Origin of the sequence: Formosa sejongensis (assembly GCF_033447105.1) — a bacterium.
Lineage (GTDB): Bacteria > Bacteroidota > Bacteroidia > Flavobacteriales > Flavobacteriaceae > Formosa.
Genome location: NZ_JAWQUN010000023.1, coordinates 1 through 23,498, shown reverse-complemented (window position 1 = coordinate 23,498; position 23,498 = coordinate 1). Strand labels below are relative to the sequence as shown.

The 23,498-nt window shown below is 32.7% G+C and carries 22 protein-coding genes; 17 read left to right on the top strand and 5 right to left on the bottom strand.

The genetic code is table 11. From position 1 onward, the window contains the following. Positions 1–179: 179 nt before the first annotated feature. The 10 genes from R6X41_RS16350 to R6X41_RS16305 all read left to right on the top strand — a co-directional run bounded on the left by R6X41_RS16350 (position 180) and on the right by R6X41_RS16305 (position 12,689). Positions 180–311, top strand: a complete 132-nt coding sequence (locus tag R6X41_RS16350) for a cupin domain-containing protein (protein ID WP_318501429.1) — start codon at positions 180–182, stop codon at positions 309–311. Positions 312–752: 441 nt separating this feature from the next. After that, positions 753–3,872: a SusC/RagA family TonB-linked outer membrane protein gene (locus R6X41_RS16345; protein WP_318501428.1), complete on the top strand. Its 3,120-nt coding sequence runs from the start codon at positions 753–755 to the stop codon at positions 3,870–3,872. A 31-nt stretch (positions 3,873–3,903) separates the two neighbouring features. Further along, positions 3,904–5,382, top strand: coding sequence for a RagB/SusD family nutrient uptake outer membrane protein (locus R6X41_RS16340; protein WP_318501427.1), 1,479 nt, complete (start codon positions 3,904–3,906; stop codon positions 5,380–5,382). Between the two features lie 32 nt (positions 5,383–5,414). Beyond that, complete coding sequence (locus R6X41_RS16335; protein ID WP_318501426.1) at positions 5,415–6,395, top strand: hypothetical protein; 981 nt, start codon at positions 5,415–5,417, stop codon at positions 6,393–6,395. Positions 6,396–6,408: 13 nt separating this feature from the next. Then, complete coding sequence (locus R6X41_RS16330) at positions 6,409–7,323, top strand: polysaccharide lyase family 7 protein (protein WP_318501425.1); 915 nt, start codon at positions 6,409–6,411, stop codon at positions 7,321–7,323. A gap of 125 nt (positions 7,324–7,448) precedes the next feature. Beyond that, positions 7,449–8,153, top strand: a complete 705-nt coding sequence (locus tag R6X41_RS16325) for a FadR/GntR family transcriptional regulator (RefSeq protein ID WP_318501424.1) — start codon at positions 7,449–7,451, stop codon at positions 8,151–8,153. 186 nt (positions 8,154–8,339) lie between these two features. Further along, a complete protein-coding gene (locus tag R6X41_RS16320; protein WP_318501423.1) occupies positions 8,340–9,626 on the top strand; it encodes an MFS transporter in 1,287 nt (428 codons plus the stop codon). A 40-nt stretch (positions 9,627–9,666) separates the two neighbouring features. After that, complete coding sequence (locus R6X41_RS16315; RefSeq protein ID WP_318501422.1) at positions 9,667–10,428, top strand: SDR family NAD(P)-dependent oxidoreductase; 762 nt, start codon at positions 9,667–9,669, stop codon at positions 10,426–10,428. Between the two features lie 615 nt (positions 10,429–11,043). Continuing rightward, a complete protein-coding gene (locus R6X41_RS16310) occupies positions 11,044–12,321 on the top strand; it encodes an alkaline phosphatase family protein (RefSeq protein WP_318501421.1) in 1,278 nt (425 codons plus the stop codon). Between the two features lie 5 nt (positions 12,322–12,326). Next, positions 12,327–12,689, top strand: coding sequence for a DUF1304 domain-containing protein (locus R6X41_RS16305; RefSeq protein ID WP_318501420.1), 363 nt, complete (start codon positions 12,327–12,329; stop codon positions 12,687–12,689). Between the two features lie 95 nt (positions 12,690–12,784). Here R6X41_RS16305 and R6X41_RS16300 read toward each other — a convergent pair whose 3' ends face one another. Further along, complete coding sequence (locus tag R6X41_RS16300; protein WP_318501419.1) at positions 12,785–13,657, bottom strand: outer membrane beta-barrel protein; 873 nt, start codon at positions 13,655–13,657, stop codon at positions 12,785–12,787. A gap of 240 nt (positions 13,658–13,897) precedes the next feature. Here R6X41_RS16300 and R6X41_RS16295 point away from each other — a divergent pair, with 240 nt between their 5' ends. Both R6X41_RS16295 and R6X41_RS16290 read left to right on the top strand, forming a co-directional pair. Then, positions 13,898–14,587, top strand: coding sequence for a peptidoglycan DD-metalloendopeptidase family protein (locus R6X41_RS16295; protein WP_318501418.1), 690 nt, complete (start codon positions 13,898–13,900; stop codon positions 14,585–14,587). 145 nt (positions 14,588–14,732) lie between these two features. Continuing rightward, a complete protein-coding gene (locus R6X41_RS16290) occupies positions 14,733–15,260 on the top strand; it encodes a dihydrofolate reductase family protein (RefSeq protein ID WP_318501417.1) in 528 nt (175 codons plus the stop codon). Positions 15,261–15,567: 307 nt separating this feature from the next. Here R6X41_RS16290 and R6X41_RS16285 read toward each other — a convergent pair whose 3' ends face one another. Beyond that, complete coding sequence (locus tag R6X41_RS16285) at positions 15,568–15,894, bottom strand: winged helix-turn-helix transcriptional regulator (RefSeq protein WP_318501416.1); 327 nt, start codon at positions 15,892–15,894, stop codon at positions 15,568–15,570. Positions 15,895–16,031: 137 nt separating this feature from the next. On the opposite strand from R6X41_RS16285, the gene R6X41_RS16280 reads away from it, so the two are divergent. Then, complete coding sequence (locus R6X41_RS16280) at positions 16,032–17,030, top strand: YhdH/YhfP family quinone oxidoreductase (RefSeq protein WP_318501415.1); 999 nt, start codon at positions 16,032–16,034, stop codon at positions 17,028–17,030. 119 nt (positions 17,031–17,149) lie between these two features. On the opposite strand, the gene R6X41_RS16275 is transcribed toward R6X41_RS16280, so the two are convergent. The 3 genes from R6X41_RS16275 to R6X41_RS16265 are packed head-to-tail and all read right to left on the bottom strand — an operon-like array spanning position 17,150 to position 20,198. Next, the gene (locus R6X41_RS16275) at positions 17,150–18,541 is read right to left on the bottom strand and encodes a TolC family protein (protein WP_318501414.1); all 1,392 of its coding nucleotides are present in this window, start codon (positions 18,539–18,541) and stop codon (positions 17,150–17,152) included. Positions 18,542–18,543: 2 nt separating this feature from the next. Then, entirely contained in the window at positions 18,544–19,725 is a 1,182-nt protein-coding gene (locus R6X41_RS16270) for an HlyD family secretion protein (RefSeq protein WP_318501413.1), read from the bottom strand. Between the two features lie 38 nt (positions 19,726–19,763). After that, complete coding sequence (locus tag R6X41_RS16265; protein WP_318501412.1) at positions 19,764–20,198, bottom strand: DUF3302 domain-containing protein; 435 nt, start codon at positions 20,196–20,198, stop codon at positions 19,764–19,766. A 300-nt stretch (positions 20,199–20,498) separates the two neighbouring features. Between R6X41_RS16265 and R6X41_RS16260 the strand changes: the two genes are divergently transcribed. From R6X41_RS16260 to R6X41_RS16245, 4 genes are all read left to right on the top strand, one after another. After that, complete coding sequence (locus tag R6X41_RS16260) at positions 20,499–21,461, top strand: App1 family protein (RefSeq protein ID WP_318501411.1); 963 nt, start codon at positions 20,499–20,501, stop codon at positions 21,459–21,461. Further along, positions 21,458–22,363: a diacylglycerol/lipid kinase family protein gene (locus R6X41_RS16255; RefSeq protein ID WP_318501410.1), complete on the top strand. Its 906-nt coding sequence runs from the start codon at positions 21,458–21,460 to the stop codon at positions 22,361–22,363. Before R6X41_RS16260 ends, R6X41_RS16255 begins: the two co-directional genes overlap by 4 nt. A gap of 96 nt (positions 22,364–22,459) precedes the next feature. Continuing rightward, a complete protein-coding gene (locus R6X41_RS16250) occupies positions 22,460–23,005 on the top strand; it encodes a Crp/Fnr family transcriptional regulator (protein WP_318501409.1) in 546 nt (181 codons plus the stop codon). Between the two features lie 77 nt (positions 23,006–23,082). Next, positions 23,083–23,433 (top strand): DUF308 domain-containing protein, encoded by a 351-nt coding sequence (locus tag R6X41_RS16245; protein ID WP_318501408.1) that lies wholly within the window; start codon positions 23,083–23,085, stop codon positions 23,431–23,433. Positions 23,434–23,498: the final 65 nt, after the last annotated feature.

Genomic DNA, 23,498 nt, shown 5'->3' with positions numbered 1-23,498 from the left:
TAGAAATTTAATGGGAAACAGTTGGTGAAGGTTTACAAATAAAAATAATGCGCTTTGATGATAAAATCATGCTTTTCGAAGCAGGTGCTGTTGGTCAAAGGCATGAACATTACCATTCTCAAGTAACTTATGTTGTAAGTGATGAATTTGAATGAACTATTGGAGATAAAACTAAAATTATGAAATCTGGCGATGGTTTTTACATTCCACCTCACGTTATGCATGGTGCAATATGTAAAAAAGCTGGAAAACTTATCGACGTATTTAGCCCGATTCGTGAAGATTTTATGGAAAAACAACAAATATGTTAAGAATATGGTAAATATCTAGTTCTTAGAATTATACTTTTTAAATCAGTGCCTTTTGATATTTAACATCAAAAGGCACTTTTTTTTGCGATATTATTTTTTTTTAACATTTAATTAATATATATTTGGTCTACCAATCTGGGTAACCAATTTGGTTGACCAAACTGGTTTTATCAAACAAATAGAAATCCGATTAGTTCTTTTTTTATTGATTCTAAAAACAAAAAAAAAAGTTAGGTTTCCTTCCTTTTTTAAAATCCTTCTTAATAAAATGGAGGTAAGTATGCTATTACTTAACATGCACAGACTGTTGCAAAACAATGCATCACTAAACACTGTATTGCAGCGTGTGTTATAAGTTAGTTGATAGTAGGTTTCGAAAATGAAAGTAAAAAAGGCTAGTCTAAAAAAAATTCTAATTATTTATTATTAAAACAACAACAAATGAATTTGAAAAAACAATTAGTATTGTATGTAGTTCTGTTGCTAAACACAGCTTTGTTTGCACAGGATGTCGTTTCAGGTATGGTTACCGACGAGAATGCACAACCAATACCTGGCGTTAACGTCTTGGTAGTGGGTACTACGAGAGGAGCATCTACCGATTTTGATGGTAAGTATGAGCTTAACGTTGAGAAAGGTGAAATTTTACAGTTCTCTTATTTAGGTTATGTTACTAAGGTATTAACACATTCAGGAAGACAAATACTTGATGTAATATTAGCCGAAGATTTAAGTGAATTAGATGAAGTAGTTGTAATTGGATATGGTTCTCAGAAAAAATCTCACGTAACTGGAGCGATTTCAAAAGTAACAAACGATGATCTTGGCGAAATAGCAGTAGCAAGGGTCGACGATGCCTTAATTGGTCAAGTGTCAGGTGTGAATATACAAAATACAGATGGTGAAGCTGGTGCAGCTCCGACTATTACTATTAGAGGTGTTGGTTCTATGGCAGGAGATTCTACTCCATTAATTGTAGTAGATGGTATTATAGTAGATTCAAGTTTTTTAGGATCTTTAAATATGAACGATGTTGAGTCTTTTGAAATTTTAAAAGATGCAGCGTCTTCTTCTATTTATGGTTCTAAAGGAGCGAATGGTATTATCATGATTAGTATGAAACCAGGAGTTGAAGGGAAAACAAGAATTAATTATAGCACTTATACTGGTATGAAAACAGCTAGAAAAAGTGATGCTTATGGGTTTACCACTCAAGGTTGGGCAGATAAGCAAATGGAAGAAGTAGGTTCTATATCAGAATATACTAAGGCTCAGTTGCAAATTGGAACAGACCGTTCTTGGCAAGATGTGTTTTTTGAAGATGGTGTTATTAACAACCACTCTTTATCTTTAAGAGGAGGTAACGAAAATACAAAATTTGTGATCAGTTTAAATTACTCTGGAGACGAAGGAGTTATGTTGGTTGATGATTACCAAAAATATGGTGCAAGAATAAAAATTGATAGTAAATTAAACGATAAATTTAAAGTAGGAGCTAGTTTAAGTCCTGGTTTTACAGATAGAAGACGTTTTTCTGAAAACATTCATAACGTAGCAAGACACCAACCATGGTTACCTATTTATCATACAGAGCAATCACTTTCACACGTAGATCCTAATGGACCTTATGGCGATATGCAAGTAGGGGATTATGCTAGACAAGATCACTTTACATTATTCGACTTAGATGGTAATGGATTGAACGATAATCAATTACTTAACATTGGTAACAGTAATAACTCTAACCCATATGCTAGAATTGTAGAGCGTAATAGAACAGACAAAACGTTTAACTTATATGGAGGTTTCTATGGAGAATATAAAATTCTTGAAGGGTTTACCTTTAAGTCGTCATTATCAGGTTCTTATACTCAAACTAGAAGAACAGATTATATGGGGACTCTAGCTAGAGAGGTGCCTACAGATGCTTATATGGAAGAAATTTCTCAAAGTAATACGTACTTGATTTTTGACAACTTCCTTAACTATAATAAATCTATTGGGAAATCTGATATCGGTGCTACTGCAGGGGTTTCAGTAGAAAGTAGAGATTATTTCTTCTCTGGTTTTACAGGAACAGGATATACTAATGACGAGGTACAGGAAATTACAAATGCAACTGCTATTTCTGAATTTGATGGGTTTACATGGCAAAAAAGAGGTATCTCATATGTATTTAGAGGAACATATGCATACGATAACAAATACTTAGCATCTGTTAGTATTAGACGTGATGGTAGTTCAATATTTGGTACAGATTATAAATACGGTAACTTCCCTGCAGGATCTGTAGGTTGGAATATTGCTAAAGAAGATTTCTTAATAGAAAGTAATGTTGTAACAAATCTTAAACTTAGAGTGAGTTATGGTGTTACTGGTAACGACCGTTTAAATACCGGATCTGTAGATTTAGATGCGAATGGTGGTGGAGAAACTTTAAGTACTGGTAATGTACTTGTAGATTATTACCCTCACTTAGCTTTATTAGGTGCATCTGGTAACAGTTATCCTGTAGATGGCCAAATTACTGCTGGTTTTTCTCCTGTGAATATTGCTAACCCAGAATTACAATGGGAGCGTTTAGAAGAAATTAACCCAGGTCTTGACTTTGGTTTCTTAAATAATAAAATATCTGGTTCTGTAGATTGGTACCAAAGATCAAGTGATCAATTATTACTTAACAATCCAATTTCCGTAACTACAGGTTTTGATGGCGCTTTAGTAAACTTAGGTAAAGTTAAAAACGAAGGTTGGGAATTTGAATTAAGAACAAAGAACATCAATTCAGAAAAATTTAGATGGGGAACAACAGTTATCGTATCTACTAACAAAAATACATTAGTAGATTTCGCAGATTCTGATGGACAAATTACAAGTTTAGATCCTTCAAGACCTGCAGAATGGATAAACTTAGAAGGACAACCTATCTCTCAGTTTTATGGCTATGTTGTAGAGTCTGAAATTCCATTAGAATACTTAGACAGACCATACAGAAACGTAGGTGGACAATCAGGCTTAGTATATGTAAAAGATTTAAATGGTGATGGTGTTTTAGATGATGAAGATAAAACAGAATTAGGTAACCCTTATCCAGAAATGATTTGGAGTTTTACAAATGAGTTTACTTATGGAGATTTTAATTTTTCATTTATGTTCCAAGGTTCTCACGGTGCAGAGGTAAGAAACATTGCAGATCACTATTTATTTAGTAACAATAACAACAGATCGATAATTGCTAATTCAGAAGGTGTAGAAGCTCCTAATCAAGAGTTCTTGGTAGATAAGTTTTTTACAAATAGTATTGTGCAAGATGCCTCTTATATTTCTCTAAGAAATGTGAATCTTGGATATAGTTTCCCACAAGAAACTTTAGATAAACTTAAGATCGCGGGATTAAAAGTGTATGCTACAGGTCAAAACTTAATTTACTGGACTGCCGATAATTATACAGGATGGAATCCAGAAGCAATCATGAAAACAAGTCCAACACAATATGGATACCAAAGAGGTGGGTCGCCAACTTATAGCACTATATCTCTTGGTTTAAATTTAGATTTTTAATAATTTTTCAACAATTTAAAAAAATAATAATATGAAATATTTTAAATATATCGCTTTTATTTTGGTGGGAAGTATTTTCACATCATGTAGCGACTTTTTGGAGCCAGCTCCAACATCGGGTATAACAACCGATAGCTATTATAATAATGCTGACGAATTAGAAGTTGGTTTAATCGGTGTTTATGCAGGTATAAAAGGAATTAATAGTACCAGTAAAGAAGATAATCATGGTGTGCAATGGGAGTTTTACGTAACTGAAATGCGTTCTGATAATACTGAAACTAAAAGTCCAGATTCTGAAGATGCTTCAGATGCAGGTCAGTTAGAAAGCTTTGCAGTGTTACCAACAAATAACTTTGTTTTAAATTATTATACAAGTTACTTCCAGATTATTTTTAGAGCTAACATCATCATAGATAATTTAGATGTTGTTACCGATGAAGCTACAAAAGCACAACTTGAAGGTGAAGCTAAATTTATTAGAGCTTATGCTTATTTTAATCTAATACGTTTATTTGGAGACTTACCATATATTGATAGAGTTATTGATCCGTCAGAAACTGAAATACAATTTACAAGAGTTGATACAAGTATTATATATGAAGACTTAATCATTCCAGATTTACAAGCTGCTGCTGCAGGGATAACTACTAATTACACAACAAGAGCTTCAAGTAATGCTGCAAAAGCACTATTAGCAAAAGTGTATTTATCTTTAGAAACACCAAATTATACGCAAGCGCAGATTTTGTGTGAGGATATTATAAACAGTGGAGCATATTCATTACTTCAAGATTTTAGTGACGTATTCTATCAAGAATTAAACGATGAGGTTATTTTTGCAATAGGTTACAATACCCAATTACAAGATAACAGTCAATTGTTTTCTTCAGAATGGATGAATGCTGTTGGGAATTCAAGTGGTGTGAATTATGTAACTACAAATTTAAAAGCTGCATTAGATGAATCAGGAGGTGCTAGAACGCCAGTTGCTTATAGAGAAGATCCTCTTACCCTTTATGGAGGTACTATTAGATATCAAACTGCAAAATATTTTCCTGATGGTTTAACAGGGGGATCTAACGGACAAGATTTCGGTAATGTTGTACCTACTTTGGCAGGAAACGACTGGATTGTTATACGTTATGCAGATGTATTATTAATGCATACAGAAGCTATTATGGCTGGTGGTACAGAAACAGGTAATGCTTCTGCTATTAATTCTTTTATGGAAGTTAGAAATAGAGCATTCCCAGACGCAGAATTGGCTACCCCATCAGAAATCACTAAAAGTGAGTTGTTAGTAGAAAGACGTGTTGAGTTCTCTTCAGAAAATCAAAGATTTTTTGACTTAGTTCGTTTCAAAGTGGCAAATACAGTACTTGCTTCTTTTGCATCAGCAAATAATTTTACGTTTACTGCTAACGATTTATTGTTACCAATTCCACAAAATGAAATAAATTTAAGTAAAGCAGCTGGGACTAATATGCAACAAAACCCAGGATACTAATTAAGTATATTTAATTAATTAAATAAAAACATATGAAAACAATGATTAATTTAAAAAAATATGTCTTCGGATTATCTGCAACTGCACTTTTACTTGTAGTGGGTATTTCAATTACATCTTGCGATCCAAGTTTGGATGTTTTCGAATATCCTTTGCCAGATACAAATTCTCAACCAGATATGACGCCTCCAACAGCGAGCTTTATTGTCACTCCAGATCCAGAGAATTATTTAGTGTATGCTCTAGGAAATACATCTTCTAATGCAACAGATTACGTTTGGGATTATGGTGAAGGTAAACCAGGAGATTCGCTTACAACAACGAACACTTACGAAGGACTAGTAGAATTTCCTGCAGAAGGGACTTACTTAGTAACCTTAACAGCATTAGATAAACATTTAGTTTCAGATATGGATTCTATTTATATCGAAGTTGTTGAACCAATAATTCCACCAACAATCAATCCAGATGTTTTAAATGGTAATTTTGATGAAGGTACAGCAGGTTGGAAACCATCAGAATGTACAGACTGTAATAAGAATGCATTTAATGCGAGTTCAGACGGATCTCCAGATAATTACGACGGAGAACCTTCAGGTGCAAGTAAAACTGCTGGAGCTAAGTACACAAGTTCTACTACTGCAGATGGTAATGGACAACCAGCAGCAGGTGGTGGTACAAGATACGGTTACCAAGCATTTACTGTAACTCCAAATGCAGTTTATATTGTGGAATATCAGTATGCTATTAAAACAGATAATGTCGATGTAGAAGGTGGAGATCGTGTGTATATATCAGCATTAAATGGCTGGTATGATGATGCTGCTGTTGCTGCTGCTTCTACGCCTCTAGGTGTAGCTGAAGGAAAAGAAGCTGATGGTAAAGGTAATTTTAATATTGCAAGAGCTGTCTTTACAGCACCTGCTTCAGGGGAGGTTTCAATATTAATGTATGCTATTACTAACGACGAATTATATGTCGATAACGTAAAAGTTTATCCTGCAGCTAATTAATAAAATTTAGAAAATGAAAAACTTCCGAAAAGAAATATTAGCATTATTTATAATAGTTTTTCTATCTGTTAACGCTACTTGTCAAGAAAAGGCAAGTAGCGATACAGATTCGGGTGCTAAGGTTGAGAAAAAGGATAAGAAAAAGAAGAAGAAATACAAATTATCCGATATCGATTTAAGTCATTGGAGTGTTACCACTCCAGAGCTTAATAAAAAAGGTAGTGCAATGAACATTGAACCACCAGAAATTTTGAATTATGGTACAGACGAAAGGTTAATTCCTTACATGTACAATGATTCTACTAATGGTTCATTGGTGTTTTATGCATTTCCAAGTAATGCGACTACAGCAAATACAAAGTATACCAGAACGGAATTAAGAGAACAAATGGTTCCAGGCGATAACAATACAAACTGGACATTTGCAGAAGGTGGTTATATGAAAGGTAAATTGGCAATGGGAGAAGTTTCTAAAGCTTCAGATGGCAAATACCATAAGGTTATTATTATGCAGATTCACGGTAGGTTAACCAACGAACAACGTGATTTAATCGGTCAGAAAGATAATAATGCACCTCCTATTTTAAAAATTTATTGGCAAGATGGTAAAGTGCGTGTTAAAACTAAAGTGCTAAAAAATCTAAGTGCATCTCCAGAAGAAATATTACATGAAGATGCTTGGGATGATGATGATGGTTTTACTTTTGAACAACACGTAGGTTTTGGAAAATTTATTTTAGAAGTAAAAGTAACGGACGGTAAAATGGTCGTTATTTTAAATCAAAATGAATATGCTGTTTACGAAAATGTCTCTATGAAAAGATGGGGAGTTTTCGAAAATTATTTTAAGGCTGGTAACTATTTTCAATCTAGAGACGAAGGGTCTTTTGCAAAAGTTAAATATTACGACTTAGAAGTTAAGCATTAACATAAATTTGTGATATTTATGCGTTTTATTAACATAAATAAGTGATTAGAGAACTGCGTTTCTTTTACATTTTTTGTAAGTTTACGCCGGCCAAACTGGTTAACCAATTAGTAATTAGTATTTAAATGAAATTTGAAATTTTAGATAAAAGCGATAATAAAGAAGTTCAGAATAAAATAATAACTCAAATAGCAGAGCTTATTAATTTGAAGAATCTAGAGCCAGGAGATAAATTACCGTCAGAACGTATGTTATCCGAAAAGTTAGAGGTTACTAGAAGCGCTGTAAGAGATGCTATAAATAAGTTAGAATTTTATGGTTTATTAAAATCTATACCACAAAGTGGAACTTTTGTTGCAAACATAGGAGTGACTGCAATGAATGGTATCGTTAACGATATTTTACGACTTGAAGATCCAGATTTTAAACAATTAGTAGAGACTCGAATTTTTTTAGAATTAAAAATTGTTAAGCTAGCTGCCTTAAGACGTACAGATGAAGATTTATTAAACATAAAGAAGGCTTCAGAGGCTTTTGAAGAAAAAGTCTTAAATAATGAAAACGCTGTTCAAGAAGATTTATTATTTCATTTAGCAATCGCTAATGCATGTGGTAACAGTACGCTTAACGCATTTATGTTAAAAATTACACCAGAAATCATTACAAATTTCAAAAAATATCACGTTTGTGGAGATGATTTAGCTGCTATGGCAATAAAAGAACATAAATCTGTCTTAGAAGCTATAGAATCAAGAGACACAACTAAAGCACGTGAAATGATGAAAATTCATTTCAGAACATTATATCAATTCTGTTATAATGTGGAGTAGGTATTAATAGGGTTAAAGCGCGTACCGTTTTATCTTTATTACATTAAAATTAATTAAAAAGAAGGGAAGGATTGTAATATTTATTTTGTGTCATGAGAAGATTATCATGATTTCAATACCATAGTATACAGTTTAACCACATGAGTTTTTCATGATTTTCTTCTAAAAAAAAACTACAAATTTATTATGAAAGTAAAAGGATTAAGGTGGTTTATTATCGGGCTTATATTTTTGGCCTCGGTAATTAATTACATCGACAGAAGCGCATTAGCAGTAATGTGGGGAAATGAAAATCTCCCAGGTTCTATTTCTTACGATTTAGGGTTAACCAAAACAGATTACGGTTATATCCTTAACATTTTTATGGTAGCATATGCTTTAGGGCAATTGTTTTCAGGAAAGTTGTTCGATAAAGTTGGAACACGTTTAGGTTATGTTATTAGTATCGGAGTTTGGGGATTATCATCTTTCTTACACTCTACAGTTAGAGGCTTTTTAGGCCTTGCATTTTTTAGAAGTACATTAGGTTTGTCTGAAGCAGGTAACTGGCCAGGTGGAGTTAAAAGTAATGCTGAATGGTTCCCGATTAAAGAGCGTGCTATTGCGCAAGGATTATTTAATGCAGGAGCCTCTATAGGTTCTGTAATTGCACCGCCTTTTATCGCGTTAATTTTTGTGGCTTACGGTTGGAGAACGACGTTTATGGTTGTAGGGTCTTTTGGTATCTTATGGATTTTACCTTGGTTACTTATTAATAAAGCAGGCCCAAAGAAACACCCTTGGATTACTGCAGAAGAACAAGAATATATTTTAGCAGGTCAAAGTCAATCAGATCGTGACGCTAAGGATACTGATAAAGGATTAAGTTTAAAAGAAATTTTATCACATAGAGAAGCTTGGTCTATCGTTGTTGGTCGTTTTTTCTTAGAGCCAATCTGGTGGTTATTCGTAGGTTGGATGCCGATTTACTTATTCGATATTTATGGTTTCGATGTAAAAGAAGTAGGTATGTTTGCTTGGGTACCTTATGTTGGTGCTGCAATTGGTAGTATTGCCGGTGGTTATGTTTCTGGACAAATTATTTCTAAAACAAACTCGATAGATAAAGGTAGAAAAACTACAATCTTAATTGGTGGTGTTATCATGTTCCTAGGTTTAGTTGCTACTGTATTATGGGGTAATACTCCAGAACGTTTCGTAGGTATTGTATTCATTGTATTATTTGGTTTCCAATTTGCTATTGGTAACGTACAAACTTTACCTAGTGATTTATTTAACGGTAAAAACGTTGGTTCGTTAGCTGGATTAGGTGGAATGGTTGGTGTGTTCTCTGTAATCATCATGAACTTTTTAGTACCTATTGTTGCCGAAGTATCTTATACACCAATATTTATCGCAATTGCAATATTTGTTCCACTAGGAATTGGTGCTATCTATTATTTCGCGAAAGAAATTAAGAACGTAGAAGAATAGAGTAAAAATATAATTAAAGTTAAATTTTAAATAAAATAAAATGAGTAATTCAAAAAAAGTTGCAGTTATTACTGGAGCTACAGGTGGAATTGGTTTCGAAGTAGCTAAAAGATTAGGTAAAGACGGGTATACTGTTGTTTTAAATGGTATTGAAGATAAAATTGGTGCTGAAAAAGTAGCTGAACTTACTGCTGCTGGAATCACTGCTGAATATTTCGGATTTGACATGACAAAAGACGAAGCTGTTACTGAAAATATTACTAAAATTGGTGAGAAATACGGTAAAATTGATGTTCTTGTAAACAATACAGGTGGTATTGGTGTTAGAGCTAGATTTGAAGAAATGACAACTGAACAATACAGATTTGTTATGGCTTTAAACCTTGATTCAGTGTTTTTTGCTTCAAGAGCAGCGATTCCTTTCCTTAAAAAAGGAGAAAATGCTTCAATCATTAACTATACTTCAAATGCAGCTTGGAATGGTGCAGGACCTGGAGCTGGTATTTATGCAGTATCTAAAGGTGGAGTACAATCTATCACTAGAGCTTTAGCTAAAGATTTAGCTGAATACGGAATTAGAGTAAACGCAGTATCTCCTGGTACTATTGATACGCCTTTCCATGCACAAATTAAAGCGACTAAACCAGAAGTTTTTGCTTCTTGGGCAAACAGTGTTTTATTAGGTAGATTAGGTGAGCCAGAAGAAGTTGCTGGTGTTATTTCTTTCTTAGCTAGTAAAGATGCGTCTTTCATTACAGCTGAAACTATCCAAATTGGTGGTGGACAAGCTTTAGGTATCTAATACAAATTTCTATTATATAAAAGGGCTTACAATTGTTGTAAGCCCTTTTTTTGTACACTAAAATGAAATGGCTCTCTGAAGGTTTATACCTCAATAAGTTTTATCTCGCTTATCTATTTAAAATCCTAGCTTTTGGATGGTTTTGGAAACATTAATTTATGACGCATCACTTGTCTTATAATAAATGGAGTATTTTTACCTTTTTAATTATCCATATAAGTACATTATATGAATGCCTTATTGAAATATAGAATCATGCCTTTTTGTGTTTTTTTTCATATTTTTTTAATTTATAATGGACTTTATTATTTTTTCACGGATTTAAAAGATATCGATATTGCCATGATTACTGGGGCTTAGATAGCAATCTTGGCTCCTCTTGTTAAGAATGTTAAAACGCAGGCGGGAATTGAAAATCATTTGACTTGGATTTTCCTTAAAACACCTATCTGTATCAACGAAAACTAAATAAATTAATAGTTTAGTAATAATTTAATTAGCCCGAATAGCTCGGTGATAGTGATATTTGTGCTTTAATTTAATTTCAATAATAACAGCTGTAAATAATACAGTTCGTATTGATTTTTAAATATTTAACTACGTATTAAAATTTAAATGATTAAACAAAACCTGACCTCTTTTCTTTTATTATTAGCCATTACGCTAGTTATAAGCTCTTGTAATTCGGCTGCAAAACCTATAGAAATAAATACTAACTCTAAAGAGTCTCAAGACAAACCTTATGTAATTCTTATTTCTCTTGATGGTTTTCGATGGGATTATGTAGAGCAATACAATCCACCTGCATTAAGTTCTTTTATAAAAAATGGAGCAAAAGCAGAATCTTTAATACCGGTATTTCCTTCAAAAACATTTCCTAATCATTACAGTATTGCAACAGGAATGTATCCGGATAAACATGCAATTATTGGTAATTCATTTTTTAATTATGATAAAAATGAAATTTATAGTATAGGGAATAGAGAACAAGTTACAGATGGGAGTTTTTACGAAGGTTCACCATTATGGGTTGAAGCAGAACAAGCAGGTATGATTTCCGCAAGTTTCTTTTTTGTAGGTTCTGAAGCTGAAATAAAAGGTGTTAGACCCACCTATTATTATGACTATGATGGTGGAGTTAATAATAGCACTCGTGTAAATCAAGCTCTAAAATGGTTAGAGTTACCAGCGTCTAAAAGACCCCATTTAATAACCATGTATTTTTCTGATATGGATGATGCTGGACATAAATTTGGTCCCAATAATGAAGCAGAAATAAAAAAAGCCTTGTTTAATTTAGATACACATTTAGGAGATTTATTTAAAGGCATAAAGGAGACCGGATTGCCGGTAAATATTATAGTGGTTTCAGATCACGGGATGGCAGACCTTTCTGTTTCTAATTTGATTCCTCTTGAAGATGTTACCAACGATGATTTGTTTTTAACCATAGACAGTGGGTCTATATTAAACATTCATCCAAAAAACAAGACTGACGTAGAGACTGTTTTCGAGCTATTAAAGTCTAAAGAAAATCATTTTAAAGTGTATAAAACGGAAGACACGCCAGGTTTTGAATACACACCAACAAGTAAGAATTGGGGGCCAATTCAGGTTCTTCCAGATTATAATTATTACTTTGCATCCGAAAGGCGTATTGAGAGTAAAAAGGCAAGCGGAAACCTTCGTTCTGGTGTACATGGTTACGATCCGATATATAAAGAGATGCATGGTGTATTTTATGCCAACGGACCAGCTATTAAGACAGGAGCTTCCATTTCATCTCTTAGAAATATTCACATTTATCCGTTAATATTAGAACTATTGGATTTAGATATCCCAGAGAATATTGATGGTAATTTAGAAGACATTAAATGCGTATTGAAAAATTAAAAATTATGGAAATTATAGCACAGATTTTAGTCGCAGTAGTTGCAATAGAGCATCTCTATATATTATGGTTCGAAATGTTTGCTTGGGATACCGTTGGTAAGAAAACATTCAATACCATTCCTGAAGCATTATTTAAACCTACCAAAGGATTAGCCGCTAATCAAGGCTTATATAATGGATTCTTGGCAGCAGGATTAATTTGGTCTTTCTTTATAGCCGATCCTATTTGGATGAAAAATATTAGAGTATTTTTTCTGGTTTGTGTAATTCTTGCAGGATTATACGGTTCACAAACCATTGCAAAAAAAATACTTGTAGTTCAGGCTGTACCAGCAATTTTAGCTTTAATTTTTGTTCTGATTTCTTAATAAACAAAAGCTAAATTGAATGTTATAAAACAGAAAAAGCGAGGACCATTGTCCTCGCTTTTTTTATAAACATTTAATAAGTTCTTAAACAGGTGTTATTGTGTTTTAGTAGCACTTTTAAATTTATATGTTACACCAACATTTAATCCGAAAGAAGAATAAGGTACTTTTTGAGTTAATTCTTTAGAAGGGTCTGCTGCTTCTTCGTAAGTAAGTTCATCATAGTAAGTTATTTTTATAGGACGACCGTCAGGTAAATTATCCATTGATTTATAGCCTGCAATAGCTAGTGTTCCATCTGGCAAATATAGGTCTGTGTTGAAACTCTGAAGTTCTGAATCTTTACGTTTTAAGCTAATACCGTAATATTCCAGCTCCGCAAATAAACTAAAATTAGAGTTTAAATCGTATTTATATCCCAAAGCAGCTACAAAACCTAAAGGGAATACACCATGAAAATCCTCAGTATAATTAGTGGTTGTGTAAGATCCAACAGGAAGTCCACTACCTGCTAATTGATCTTCAGATAACGGAGTTGTGCTATTAACAATCGCTTCAGTTTTACCACCTACTTTTAGTAAAGCTCCAAAACGCCCATAAACGTTATTTGTAAATTTATAAACTAAAGATAGAGAGGCACCAAAAGCACGTGCTCTAGCAATAGCTTCTACGTCAATACCTTGACTTGGTAAATCTATTTTAGATATAGTTTGGTCAGCACCGTTTAAATATCCAAGACTTAAATCTGCTCCAAAAGTATCATTAAAGAAATATGTTCCTCTTATTTGCACATTACCTCCTTGTCCATAACTTCCGTAACTGTTTTCTACTCCAGAAGAATTTACTTCTGTCCCTAAGACCATTCCTGCACTAGACATAGCATAACCTCCACTTACAGAGACTTGAAATTGAGCATAAGACATCGTACTTAGTAATACAACTGCCATCGATAGTATTATTTTTTTCATAGTTTTAGTTTTAATTGTTTTTTTTGTAAAAATAGAATTTTAAACAGTTTTTAAACCTGTTTATTTATGATATATTCAATTTTAAGGGTTAATTTTGGTGTAATTAACACATTTTTTTTGAATTTTCATCGGATATTTATGATAATATTTCACCGTTATATTATATAATATCACCAAATGCTTGTAAATGATTTAATTAATAAATAATAATATTTTTTACTTTTATATAAATGTGTGTATATGTCTGATTCTTCATTTTATAAGATCCTTAATAGTATAAATGTAAATCCACTTCAGGTGTTGGATCTGGAATTTGAACATGGGGAATATGTGCATTTAGATTTGTCTGAAACGAATTTAAAATTGACAGCAGTAAATGTGTCGGCTTCCGATAGCTTAGGCCTGTATATCAATACTTATTTAAAACAATACCATGGGAAAGTCGGGTATGGAGGTTATTTAGAAGTTCGTGATTTATATAAACGCAGCACTTATTTTAATTCTGAAGATAAGGTTACCGAGCGTAATATTCATTTGGGAATCGATTTGTGGTGCGATGCAGGAACTTCTGTTTTGGCAGTTTTAAAAGGGACGGTACATAGTTTTAGAAATAATACAAATTATGGCGACTATGGACCAACTATTATATTAAAACATGCCGTTTCTAATGTTGAATTTTATACCTTATATGGGCATTTAAGTTTAGAGTCTATATCTAAGTTAAAAGTTGGGCAAATGGTCGCTCAAGGACAAAAGATCGGGGATTTAGGAACGTCTAAAATTAATGGAGATTATCCCCCACATTTGCATTTTCAGATTATAAAAGATATTCAAACCTATTCTGGAGATTACCCAGGTGTATGTAGTCCATTAGATTTGGAATTCTATAGGGTAAATTGCCCAGATCCGAATGTGTTGTTAAAAATTTGATTTTTGAATGTTTCATAGTAGATTTTAATCAAAATTTTAAGACCTTTATATTTAAATAAAATGATATAAATTTGAATGCAGTGGTATTGAAAAATCTACTGTTATTTTAAATGATATGAACATTAACCAGTTCTAAATTCTTTATATGAAAAAAGTAAAATTGTACATAGCAATGAGTTTAAATGGAAAAATTGCTACTGCAGATGGAGGGGTAGATTGGCTTGAATCTATTCCTAACCCAGATGAATCTGATTACGGATATTTAGATTTTTTCGATTCTATTGACACTACGGTTCAGGGAAATGCAACGTATAAGCAGATTTTAAGTTGGGATATTGAATTTCCTTATTTAAGCAAAAGAAATTATGTCTTTACAAGAGATACGACCAAACGCGATGACAGAAACGTAATGTATATCCAAGAACATCCAATTGATTTTATGAGAGATTTAAAATTGAAAGATGGAAAAGATATTTGGTTAATAGGTGGAGGACAAATAAATACGTTACTCCTCAATGCCGGATTAATAGACGAAATACAAGTGTATATCATGCCAATTATTCTTACAGAAGGAATTAATCTTTTTGAAGCATTACCTCAAGAAACGAGTTTAAAGTTAAAATCGTCTAAAACCTACGAAAGTGGCGCAGTCGAATTAATTTACACCTTATAGGTTACCTATATTTACTGTTTAGAATTTTAGCAGGAATTAAAAAGTAGTTGATAAATATTATTTCATAGTTGTTGGTGTGTAAAATGTTGACAACGATCGCTTTAATGAATCCAGAATGTTAATAACGTTCTGGGTTTATTATTTTATAACAACTTTTTTGAAGGATTAATAAAATCAAGGCCTGAAAATTTTATCATTCTTAAAATGATGTTCTGTTTTTTTAATTTATATTAAATGAATTGCTTTACGTTTTTAACAGTGAATTGTTTATATAAGTATTTGGTTGTTAATAAGTACTTTAGCGAAATCAGCTTTCAGAAGTGTCCAGTGTTTTTTCAAACAAAATACCACCTCTATACATGCCTTTAAGAAACGGTTGAATTTCTCTACCTAAATCCGTTAAACTATATTCAACTCTTGGCGGAACTTCAGGAAAGACCTCTCTATTAATTAAACCATCGGCTTCCAATTCCTTTAGTTGCTTGGTTAACATGCGTTCGCTAATATCTGTCAATAGTTTTGCTAATTCATTATATCTTTTTCTGCCTTGAAATAGATGGAGTATAATCGTTCCTTTTCGTTTGCCTTTTACAACATTTATAAAGGTGTCTATCGGACAATAACTTTTTTTCATTTTTTTTCTTTCCTAAAGTGTTGAAACTGTGTAATACGGAATAAAATGTTCGTACCCGAACAATATGTAAGCGCTTGGTAATTAGTGATATTATATTGAAATTTGCATAAAAGTAAGTAAAATTAAATAGAATTAAGATGAAACAATTCAATTCAACATTTAAAGCTTTTCGTGTAGAAGAAAACGATGGTAGTTATACAAATTCAATTCAAGAGATGGCATATAGTCCTTTAAATGAAGATGAAATTCGTGTTAAAGTACATTACAGTTCATTAAATTATAAAGATGCATTATCTGCATCAGGAAATAAAGGCGTTACCAGATCTTTCCCGCACACTCCAGGAATAGATGCCGTTGGCGTAATAGAAGAAACTACAAGTGATGCATGGTCGGTTGGAGAACATGTTATTGTAACCAGTTACGATTTAGGTATGAATACCAATGGCGGTTTTGCCGAGTATATAAAAGTGCCTTCTAAGTGGGCTGTAAAATTACCTGAGAATATGCCAATGCAAGAGGCTATGATTTACGGTACAGCGGGACTTACAGCAGGGATGTCTGTGCTTAGGCTTACAGAGTTAGTTAAACCAGAAGACGGGAAAGTTGTCGTTTCGGGAGCAACAGGTGGAGTAGGTGCTTTAAGCGTCTCTATTTTAAGCAGATTAGGATATAACGTAGTTGCCATAACAGGAAAAGAATCGGAAGGTGAGTTCTTGTTTAGTCTAGGAGCCAAAGACATATTATTGCGAAGTGAAATTGAAAATTTCGATAAGAAACCCTTATTAAAACCCATGTTCGCTGGAGGTATAGATACCGTTGGAGGCGTTATTCTAGAAAACATAATTAAAGCAACGCAACCAATTGGAGCGATAACATGTTGCGGGAATGTGGCTTCTCCAAAATTAGATTTGACCGTGTTTCCTTTTATTCTAAGAGGCGTAACCTTAATAGGAATTGATTCTCAGAATTATCCAATGTCGTATAGAACTAAGGTTTGGAATAAATTAGCCAAAGATTGGAAACCTGAAAATTTATCAGAAACCTGTACTGAAATTAGTTTAACAGCACTTCCAGAAAAAATAGGGTTAATGCTTAAAGGCCAATTAAAAGGAAGAACAGTAATTAAAATGATTTAATTTAAAAGTTCCTTTTTAGTCTAAATTATTGAAAACAAATTAACCATAAATAAAAACGGGTTGAATTTTAGTAATTAAAATTCAACCCGTTTTTATATAATATATCCTGTTTCTCTACACTACATATTTCCACCTAAAGCAATATAGAGGTTAATACGTTGTATAATTTTTTCACCTTTAATATTTAGTAAATCTGTTTGTGCTCTATATAAATCCATTTGTTGATCTATTAAATTTCGCATATCTACTTGGCCAATTTTATATCTTATTTCTTCCAGATCGAAAGCAAGCTGATTACTACTTACGGCTTGTTTAACAAAGACCTCACGATCGTCTAAAGTTTGCACAGCATCTAAAGTATTTTCAACATCAGACATAGCATTTAAAACTGTTCGACTATAATCTTCTACAGCTTGTTTTTGCTGAGCTGTTCTTATAAAAACATTTGCTTTTAGTGCGCCTCCTTGATAAATTGGAGCTACTAATTCACCACCTATACTTGTAATTGGATTTGAAAGATTATCTGCCAATTGGAATATTTGACTGTCTAAAACACCAAAACTAGCCGCTAAACTTAACTGTGGTAAACGTGCTGCATTGGCTTCGCCTACGCGATAAAAAGCAGCATTAAAGCGCTGTTGAGAAGCAAGGACATCGGGTCTGCGTTCTAAAATTTGCAAAGGTATACCTGTAGGTATATTAGTGTTAATATCTATTAATTCATTTTTAACTTCAATATCTCCACTCGGATAACGTCCTAAAAGTAATTCTAATGCACGTAATTGGTTAGTATATCCTAATTTTAACTGACGGTGTGCATCTTTTAGACTGTTTAAATTCGCATCAGACATTGCAACATCTATTTTAGATCCAATACCAATGTCGTAACGGTTTTGAGATATCGTTTTCATGGTTTCAGTTAGCGAAATCATTTCCTCTGCTAATCCAATTTGCAGAAACGTTTGAGAAGCCGAATAGTATGTTCTAGTAACAAGGGCTGCAATAGATAATTTTGCAAAAGAGTACTCGCTCTCCATAGCAGCAAGATTCGATTCTTCAGCACTTCTAGCATTACGTAGTTTTCCCCAAATATCTATTTCCCAGGACGCTGCAAAAATAGCACCGTTTAATCCACCTCCCAAATCGCCTCCTAGTTTAGAACTTTCTCTTCCTAATATTGAAAATGCAGGGCGTAATGCCGCTTGAGCAGCTTTTACATAGCCTGTAGCTTCTTCTATTCGAGTACTACTTATACGTAAATCTGAATTATAGACTAAAGCTTCTTTTACTAAAGTGTCTAAAATAGGGTCGTTAAAAGTACTGAGCCAGTTATTATTTACCGCTAAAGTGTCTGCGCTTTGTTGCCAAGTAGAAGGTAAAATAAAGTTAGCAAATGCTTCAGTTTGTAAATCTTCGCTAGATGTTGGTGGTTTTACAGCGCAACTTTGAAAAAAGTATAAACTTAAAAGCAGTATTGTAAATTTAGATATGTATTTATTGTGGTCTTGCATGCTTAATGTAGTTTAAGTACCATCCAATCCATTTTTGTGCTTACACGAATCATTACTTTTCTAACCAAATGTATTAAGGCACCATGTTCGGTATAAATGGCCCCAATACCTACGGCTCCTGGAGCTAGAAATAAATCTTTGTCTTCATCAGATACGTTTAGTCGTACGGCAAATTGGCCTTCAGTAAAATGCGATTCTTGAGTGTCAGGTAATTTTCCGCTCGCCGTTATTTGTCCTTGAGCATTAGCCCAAATAATATGCTGTACTTCACATTTAATGATTTTATTCGCATAAGTTTTAAGCGCGACTTCGGCAGGATCTCCATCCTTAACATATCTCAATTCATTTTGTTTAAAAAGAGCGACTAACCATTGCTGGTCTTCAATAAATGTCATTACAGGTTTTAATGGGAGTTGTACAGCTATAGCTCCAGGACGTAACTGTAAATTAACAACACGACCATCTGCCGGGGCATAATATACGGTTTGGTCTAACTTCCATTGGGCTTCTTGCAATTGTACTTTAGCTTGTTCTAAATCTGCTCTAGCTTGAGTGATTTCAGATAATTCACCATCGGATGAAACTGCAGAAATACGTTGTAAATATTGAGATTTTTCTGAAATCGCAACAGATTTTTGAGCTTGTAAATCAGCTAAATTCGCTTGAGCTTGTTCGTAATCAAATTTTGATCCGGCTCCTAAATCGGCCAATTGCTTTGTTTGTTGTTGTCGTTTTATAGCTAAATTAAGTTGTGAATCTATAACATTAACTTTGTTCGCAGCAGTTGTAATTTGGTCTTCTAATTCACGATCGTAAGCTTTTGCACTCACAATTTTGGCTTCTAATAAAGGAATACGAGATTTTAAATTGTTTACTTGTAATTGAAAAGGTGTTGGGTCTATTTTAAATAAAACATCTCCTTTTTTTACATGTTGATTTGGCTGTACAGGGACTTCGGTAACCATTCCGGTTACAGTGGGTACAATTTCTACATTGTAGTTTAAAACCCTAACATCGTGAGATGAAGGTGCGACAATGTTAAGAAAAAGGATTAAAATAGAAATCGCCGCTACTGGTATAATGTATACAATTACTTGAGAAAGTGTATTCCAAGGTAATAGTTTGAATTTGAAAAATATAAGCCAAACAATTCCGCTATATATTAGGAGTAATATTATTTCCATGAGATAATAATTTTAAAAAAAGGTGTTTAGATTAAGAATTAGTTGGTATCTAAATCTGTATTTTCTTTATGTGCTTCTTCTGCTTTCTTTTCGTCCTTAAGTTCTTTTAAAGTAGGTTCATGGTAATCGCCTTGATCTGTTCCGTAAGCCATTTTGTAAAAAACAGGTTTGCTGTATGCCCATAACCAAGCTAATGGCCATAGCAATCCGCCAAAAAATAATGAGAGAATACATAGAATTTTAATAGCTTCGGCCTGTGGATGGTTTCTTTTTTCGGCAATTTTTTCTGGAAGTACATGCACAAAAAGAAATACACCAATACCTGCAATTGGAGCTACAATAATAGCTATCCAACTTACAACATCAGCCATAGAATCTTCAAAACCACTTTCGTGTCCGTTGGCAAAAGTTAATAGAGGAAATAAAAAAAAAAGTAATATAATACGAGCTTTTTTGGTTGGTTGAGAGCGCATTCTTTGTAGTTTTTAACAAAAATAGTTAAAAAATTGTTAATGTAAATCGATTGTTGGAAATAATTTAAATTCAGTCTTAAATGTGTGGAAATACAGAATTTATAAATTCTGAAGACATTGCATTTTAAAAAAGTAGATTAATCGCTATAAATTTGAGAAATTTTTAAAAGGCATAACAAGAATAATAAAATGAGGAACTATAAATTATAATGTCTAATTAAATTTAAAACCTTTCATTTATTACTTTTTTTTAAAAGTTGTTACTAGTTTTATACCTTTTAAACGTATTAATTACGGCTTATGATTTATAGTGAAAAAGCATCCGTTTGGGAGTTCTCTATTTTAGACCTTTCTAAAAACTCCTTTTGGTATAAAGGTGTTTTATTAAAAGGGAAGCACGACTCTCGTCTAAAAAAGAGTAATGCTTTAAGAAACGCGATATCGGTATTGAAGTCTTATTTTTTTAATGTGTATGCGCATCAAAATATAAGTATTAAAGTAGGTTTAAAAACAATTACAACCAAAACAGATGCGTTTGGTCGATTTCAGGTTATTTCAGAAATTGGACCTGATACAGATACTGTTGTTACGATTACCTTGTCGGGCGGAGATTTGCCATTAAAAATTGTTCAAGATTATCCTATTCACTTCCAAGAGGAGCAGCGCACATTAGATATTATTTCGGATATAGACGATACGATTTTAGAATCTAATACTGCAAATATTTATAAACGTATTAAAACACTTTTGTTTCTTGTGCCAGAAAAACGAACAGTGATTACATTTACAAAAAACATATATCAGGCCTGGCAAGATGTTAATCCACGGCTGTTTTATGTTTCTAAAAGTGAAAGTAATTTAACCATACTTTTAACCACATTTATAAAACACAATAATTTACCTTGCGGGATGTTGTTTTTAACACCTTACCTGAGTTTTTTTCAACTTATAAAAGGCCTAAAACCAACAGATTTTAAGTTAAATACCATCCGGTTTTTAATTGTAAATTCAAGAAGCAGTAATTATGTTTTGTTTGGTGATGATAGTCAAAAAGATATGTCTATTTATGCTACTTTAGCTAAAGAATATCCAGATCTTATTTTAAAAATATATATACGTCAGACAGGTGAAAGCATAAATAATAAACAGCAAGTTATGTGGGAAAATCTAAATGCAACTGGGGTTTCTGCCTCGTATTTTCTTCCTGAGCATGCAGAATCTATTTTGAACGAAATCGAAGTTTTAAAGCAACAACTAAAATGAAATTATTATTTGTAGTAAATCCAATATCTGGAGGTGTTAATAAGGAACCTTTTTTAGAAGAAGCTCAGGGTCTTTGCAATAATTATGGCATTGAATTCTTTGTTTTTAAAACAACAGGCACAGATGATGATAAAAAACTAGAAGCCGTTCTAAAAACTTTTAAACCAGATAAAGTCGTTTCTGTTGGGGGAGATGGTACCACGCTTTTTACAGCGATTGTTTTACAGCATACAAACCTGCCTATGGGAATCATTCCATTGGGATCTGCAAATGGAATGGCTATAGAGTTAGAAGTTCAACAAAAACCTATAGAGGCTTTAAAAGATATTATTATGTCTGATGTTATAGGTGAATTGGACATGGTGGTTGTAAACGATTTATATTACTCGATACATATTGGAGATGTTGGAATTAATGCTGCGATCGTGAATGCTTATGATAAGGATGAAAAGAGAGGTATGGCCACCTATGTTAAATATTTTATTGAAGCATTAAGTACTGTAGAGCATTTTAAAATGACAATTGAATGCAATAATGAAATACTACATACCGAAGGTATTATGGTTGGGATTTGTAATTCAAGAAAATATGGAACTGGAGTGCCAATAAATTTAAATGGCAACCCTATGGACGGCTTATTTGAAATTGTTATAATCGAAGATTTTAATGTAAATTCGTTAATAAGTGCAGGCTTATCTAGTTTTAATGAGAAGTTTTCAGATAGTGAGTATAAAACGACTATAAGTACAACTAAAGCAAAAATTTCTTTCGAAACACCAAGGTTGCTGCAGTTAGATGGCGAAATAATAGGAGAATTTAAAACATTAGATATAAGTGTTTTAAAGGGGTCTGTAAAGTTTATTACAACACAAAACAATTCCTATTTAAAAGCAGTAAAGTAAAATCTAGCTGTCATGTTAACACTCGTTTGTAAACGGTGTTAAACAAGACCATAAATTATATTTTTTTAAATTCATTAATTAATTTTTAGACTAAAAATGGGATTAGAATATTTTTCGGATATACTATTAAATAATCCAGAAGCTAAGACTGTATGCTATAAAAAAGGTCAAATACTTCAATTTGCTGGCGATGAACACACCAAACTATTTTATGTGAAAATCGGTCTTTTAAGAAGTTATATTATTGATGAGAAAGGGAAGGAGCATATTTTCGATTTTTCACCAGAAGGTTATTATATTTCAGATTTTGAATCTCTTCATAACAAAATGCCTACTAGCCTTTTTATCGATGCTATAGAAGATAGTGAAGTTATAGTCGTTCCTCAGGAAAAAATAAATCCGAATGGTTTAACCCCAGAACTTATTTTTAATGAATACAACGAGTTGTCGAAGCGTATTGGAGTTTTGCAAAAGCGGTTAATTATGCTTATTAGCGAACCGGCGAAAAATCGTTACATCTATGTTCTTGAAAGGTTCCCAAAGGCTATAGATAGAATCCCTATTAAAATGATTGCATCTTATTTAGGAATAACTCCAGAAGTTTTGAGTAAGATTAGAGGCGAAATTGCTAGAGAAAAATAATTGGCATTTCTTAATCTAGATTAATTCTCAGACTTTACTATAGCCATAGTTTTGTACTATATCTAAATAAGAGGGTCATGAGAAATATAGTTACTAAACGTTTAAAGTATTGGTGGTTGCAACTAATATCTGGTATTTTTATGATCATTTTAGCTGTTTTGGTTTTAAAAACATCAATAGGATCCTATGCCGCATTAGTCTTTTTATTTCAAGTTGGATTTTTAGTTTCTGGATCGATCCAAATTGTTTTTGTGCTTTCAAATAAAAATTCAATACCTAATTGGAGATGGAGTTTATTATTAGGAGTTTTAGATGTCTTTTTAGCTGTGTCTTTGGGATTTAATACTGATTTAAGTGTCTTTATACTACCTAAGACCGTTGCAATATTTAATAATTTTCTAAGTTCCATGTTTTTTAAATGGATTTGACTTACTTTTTATCTTAAAAAAAAGATTTTTGTACTATTTCTTGATTTTATAGGTCTTTCTATTAG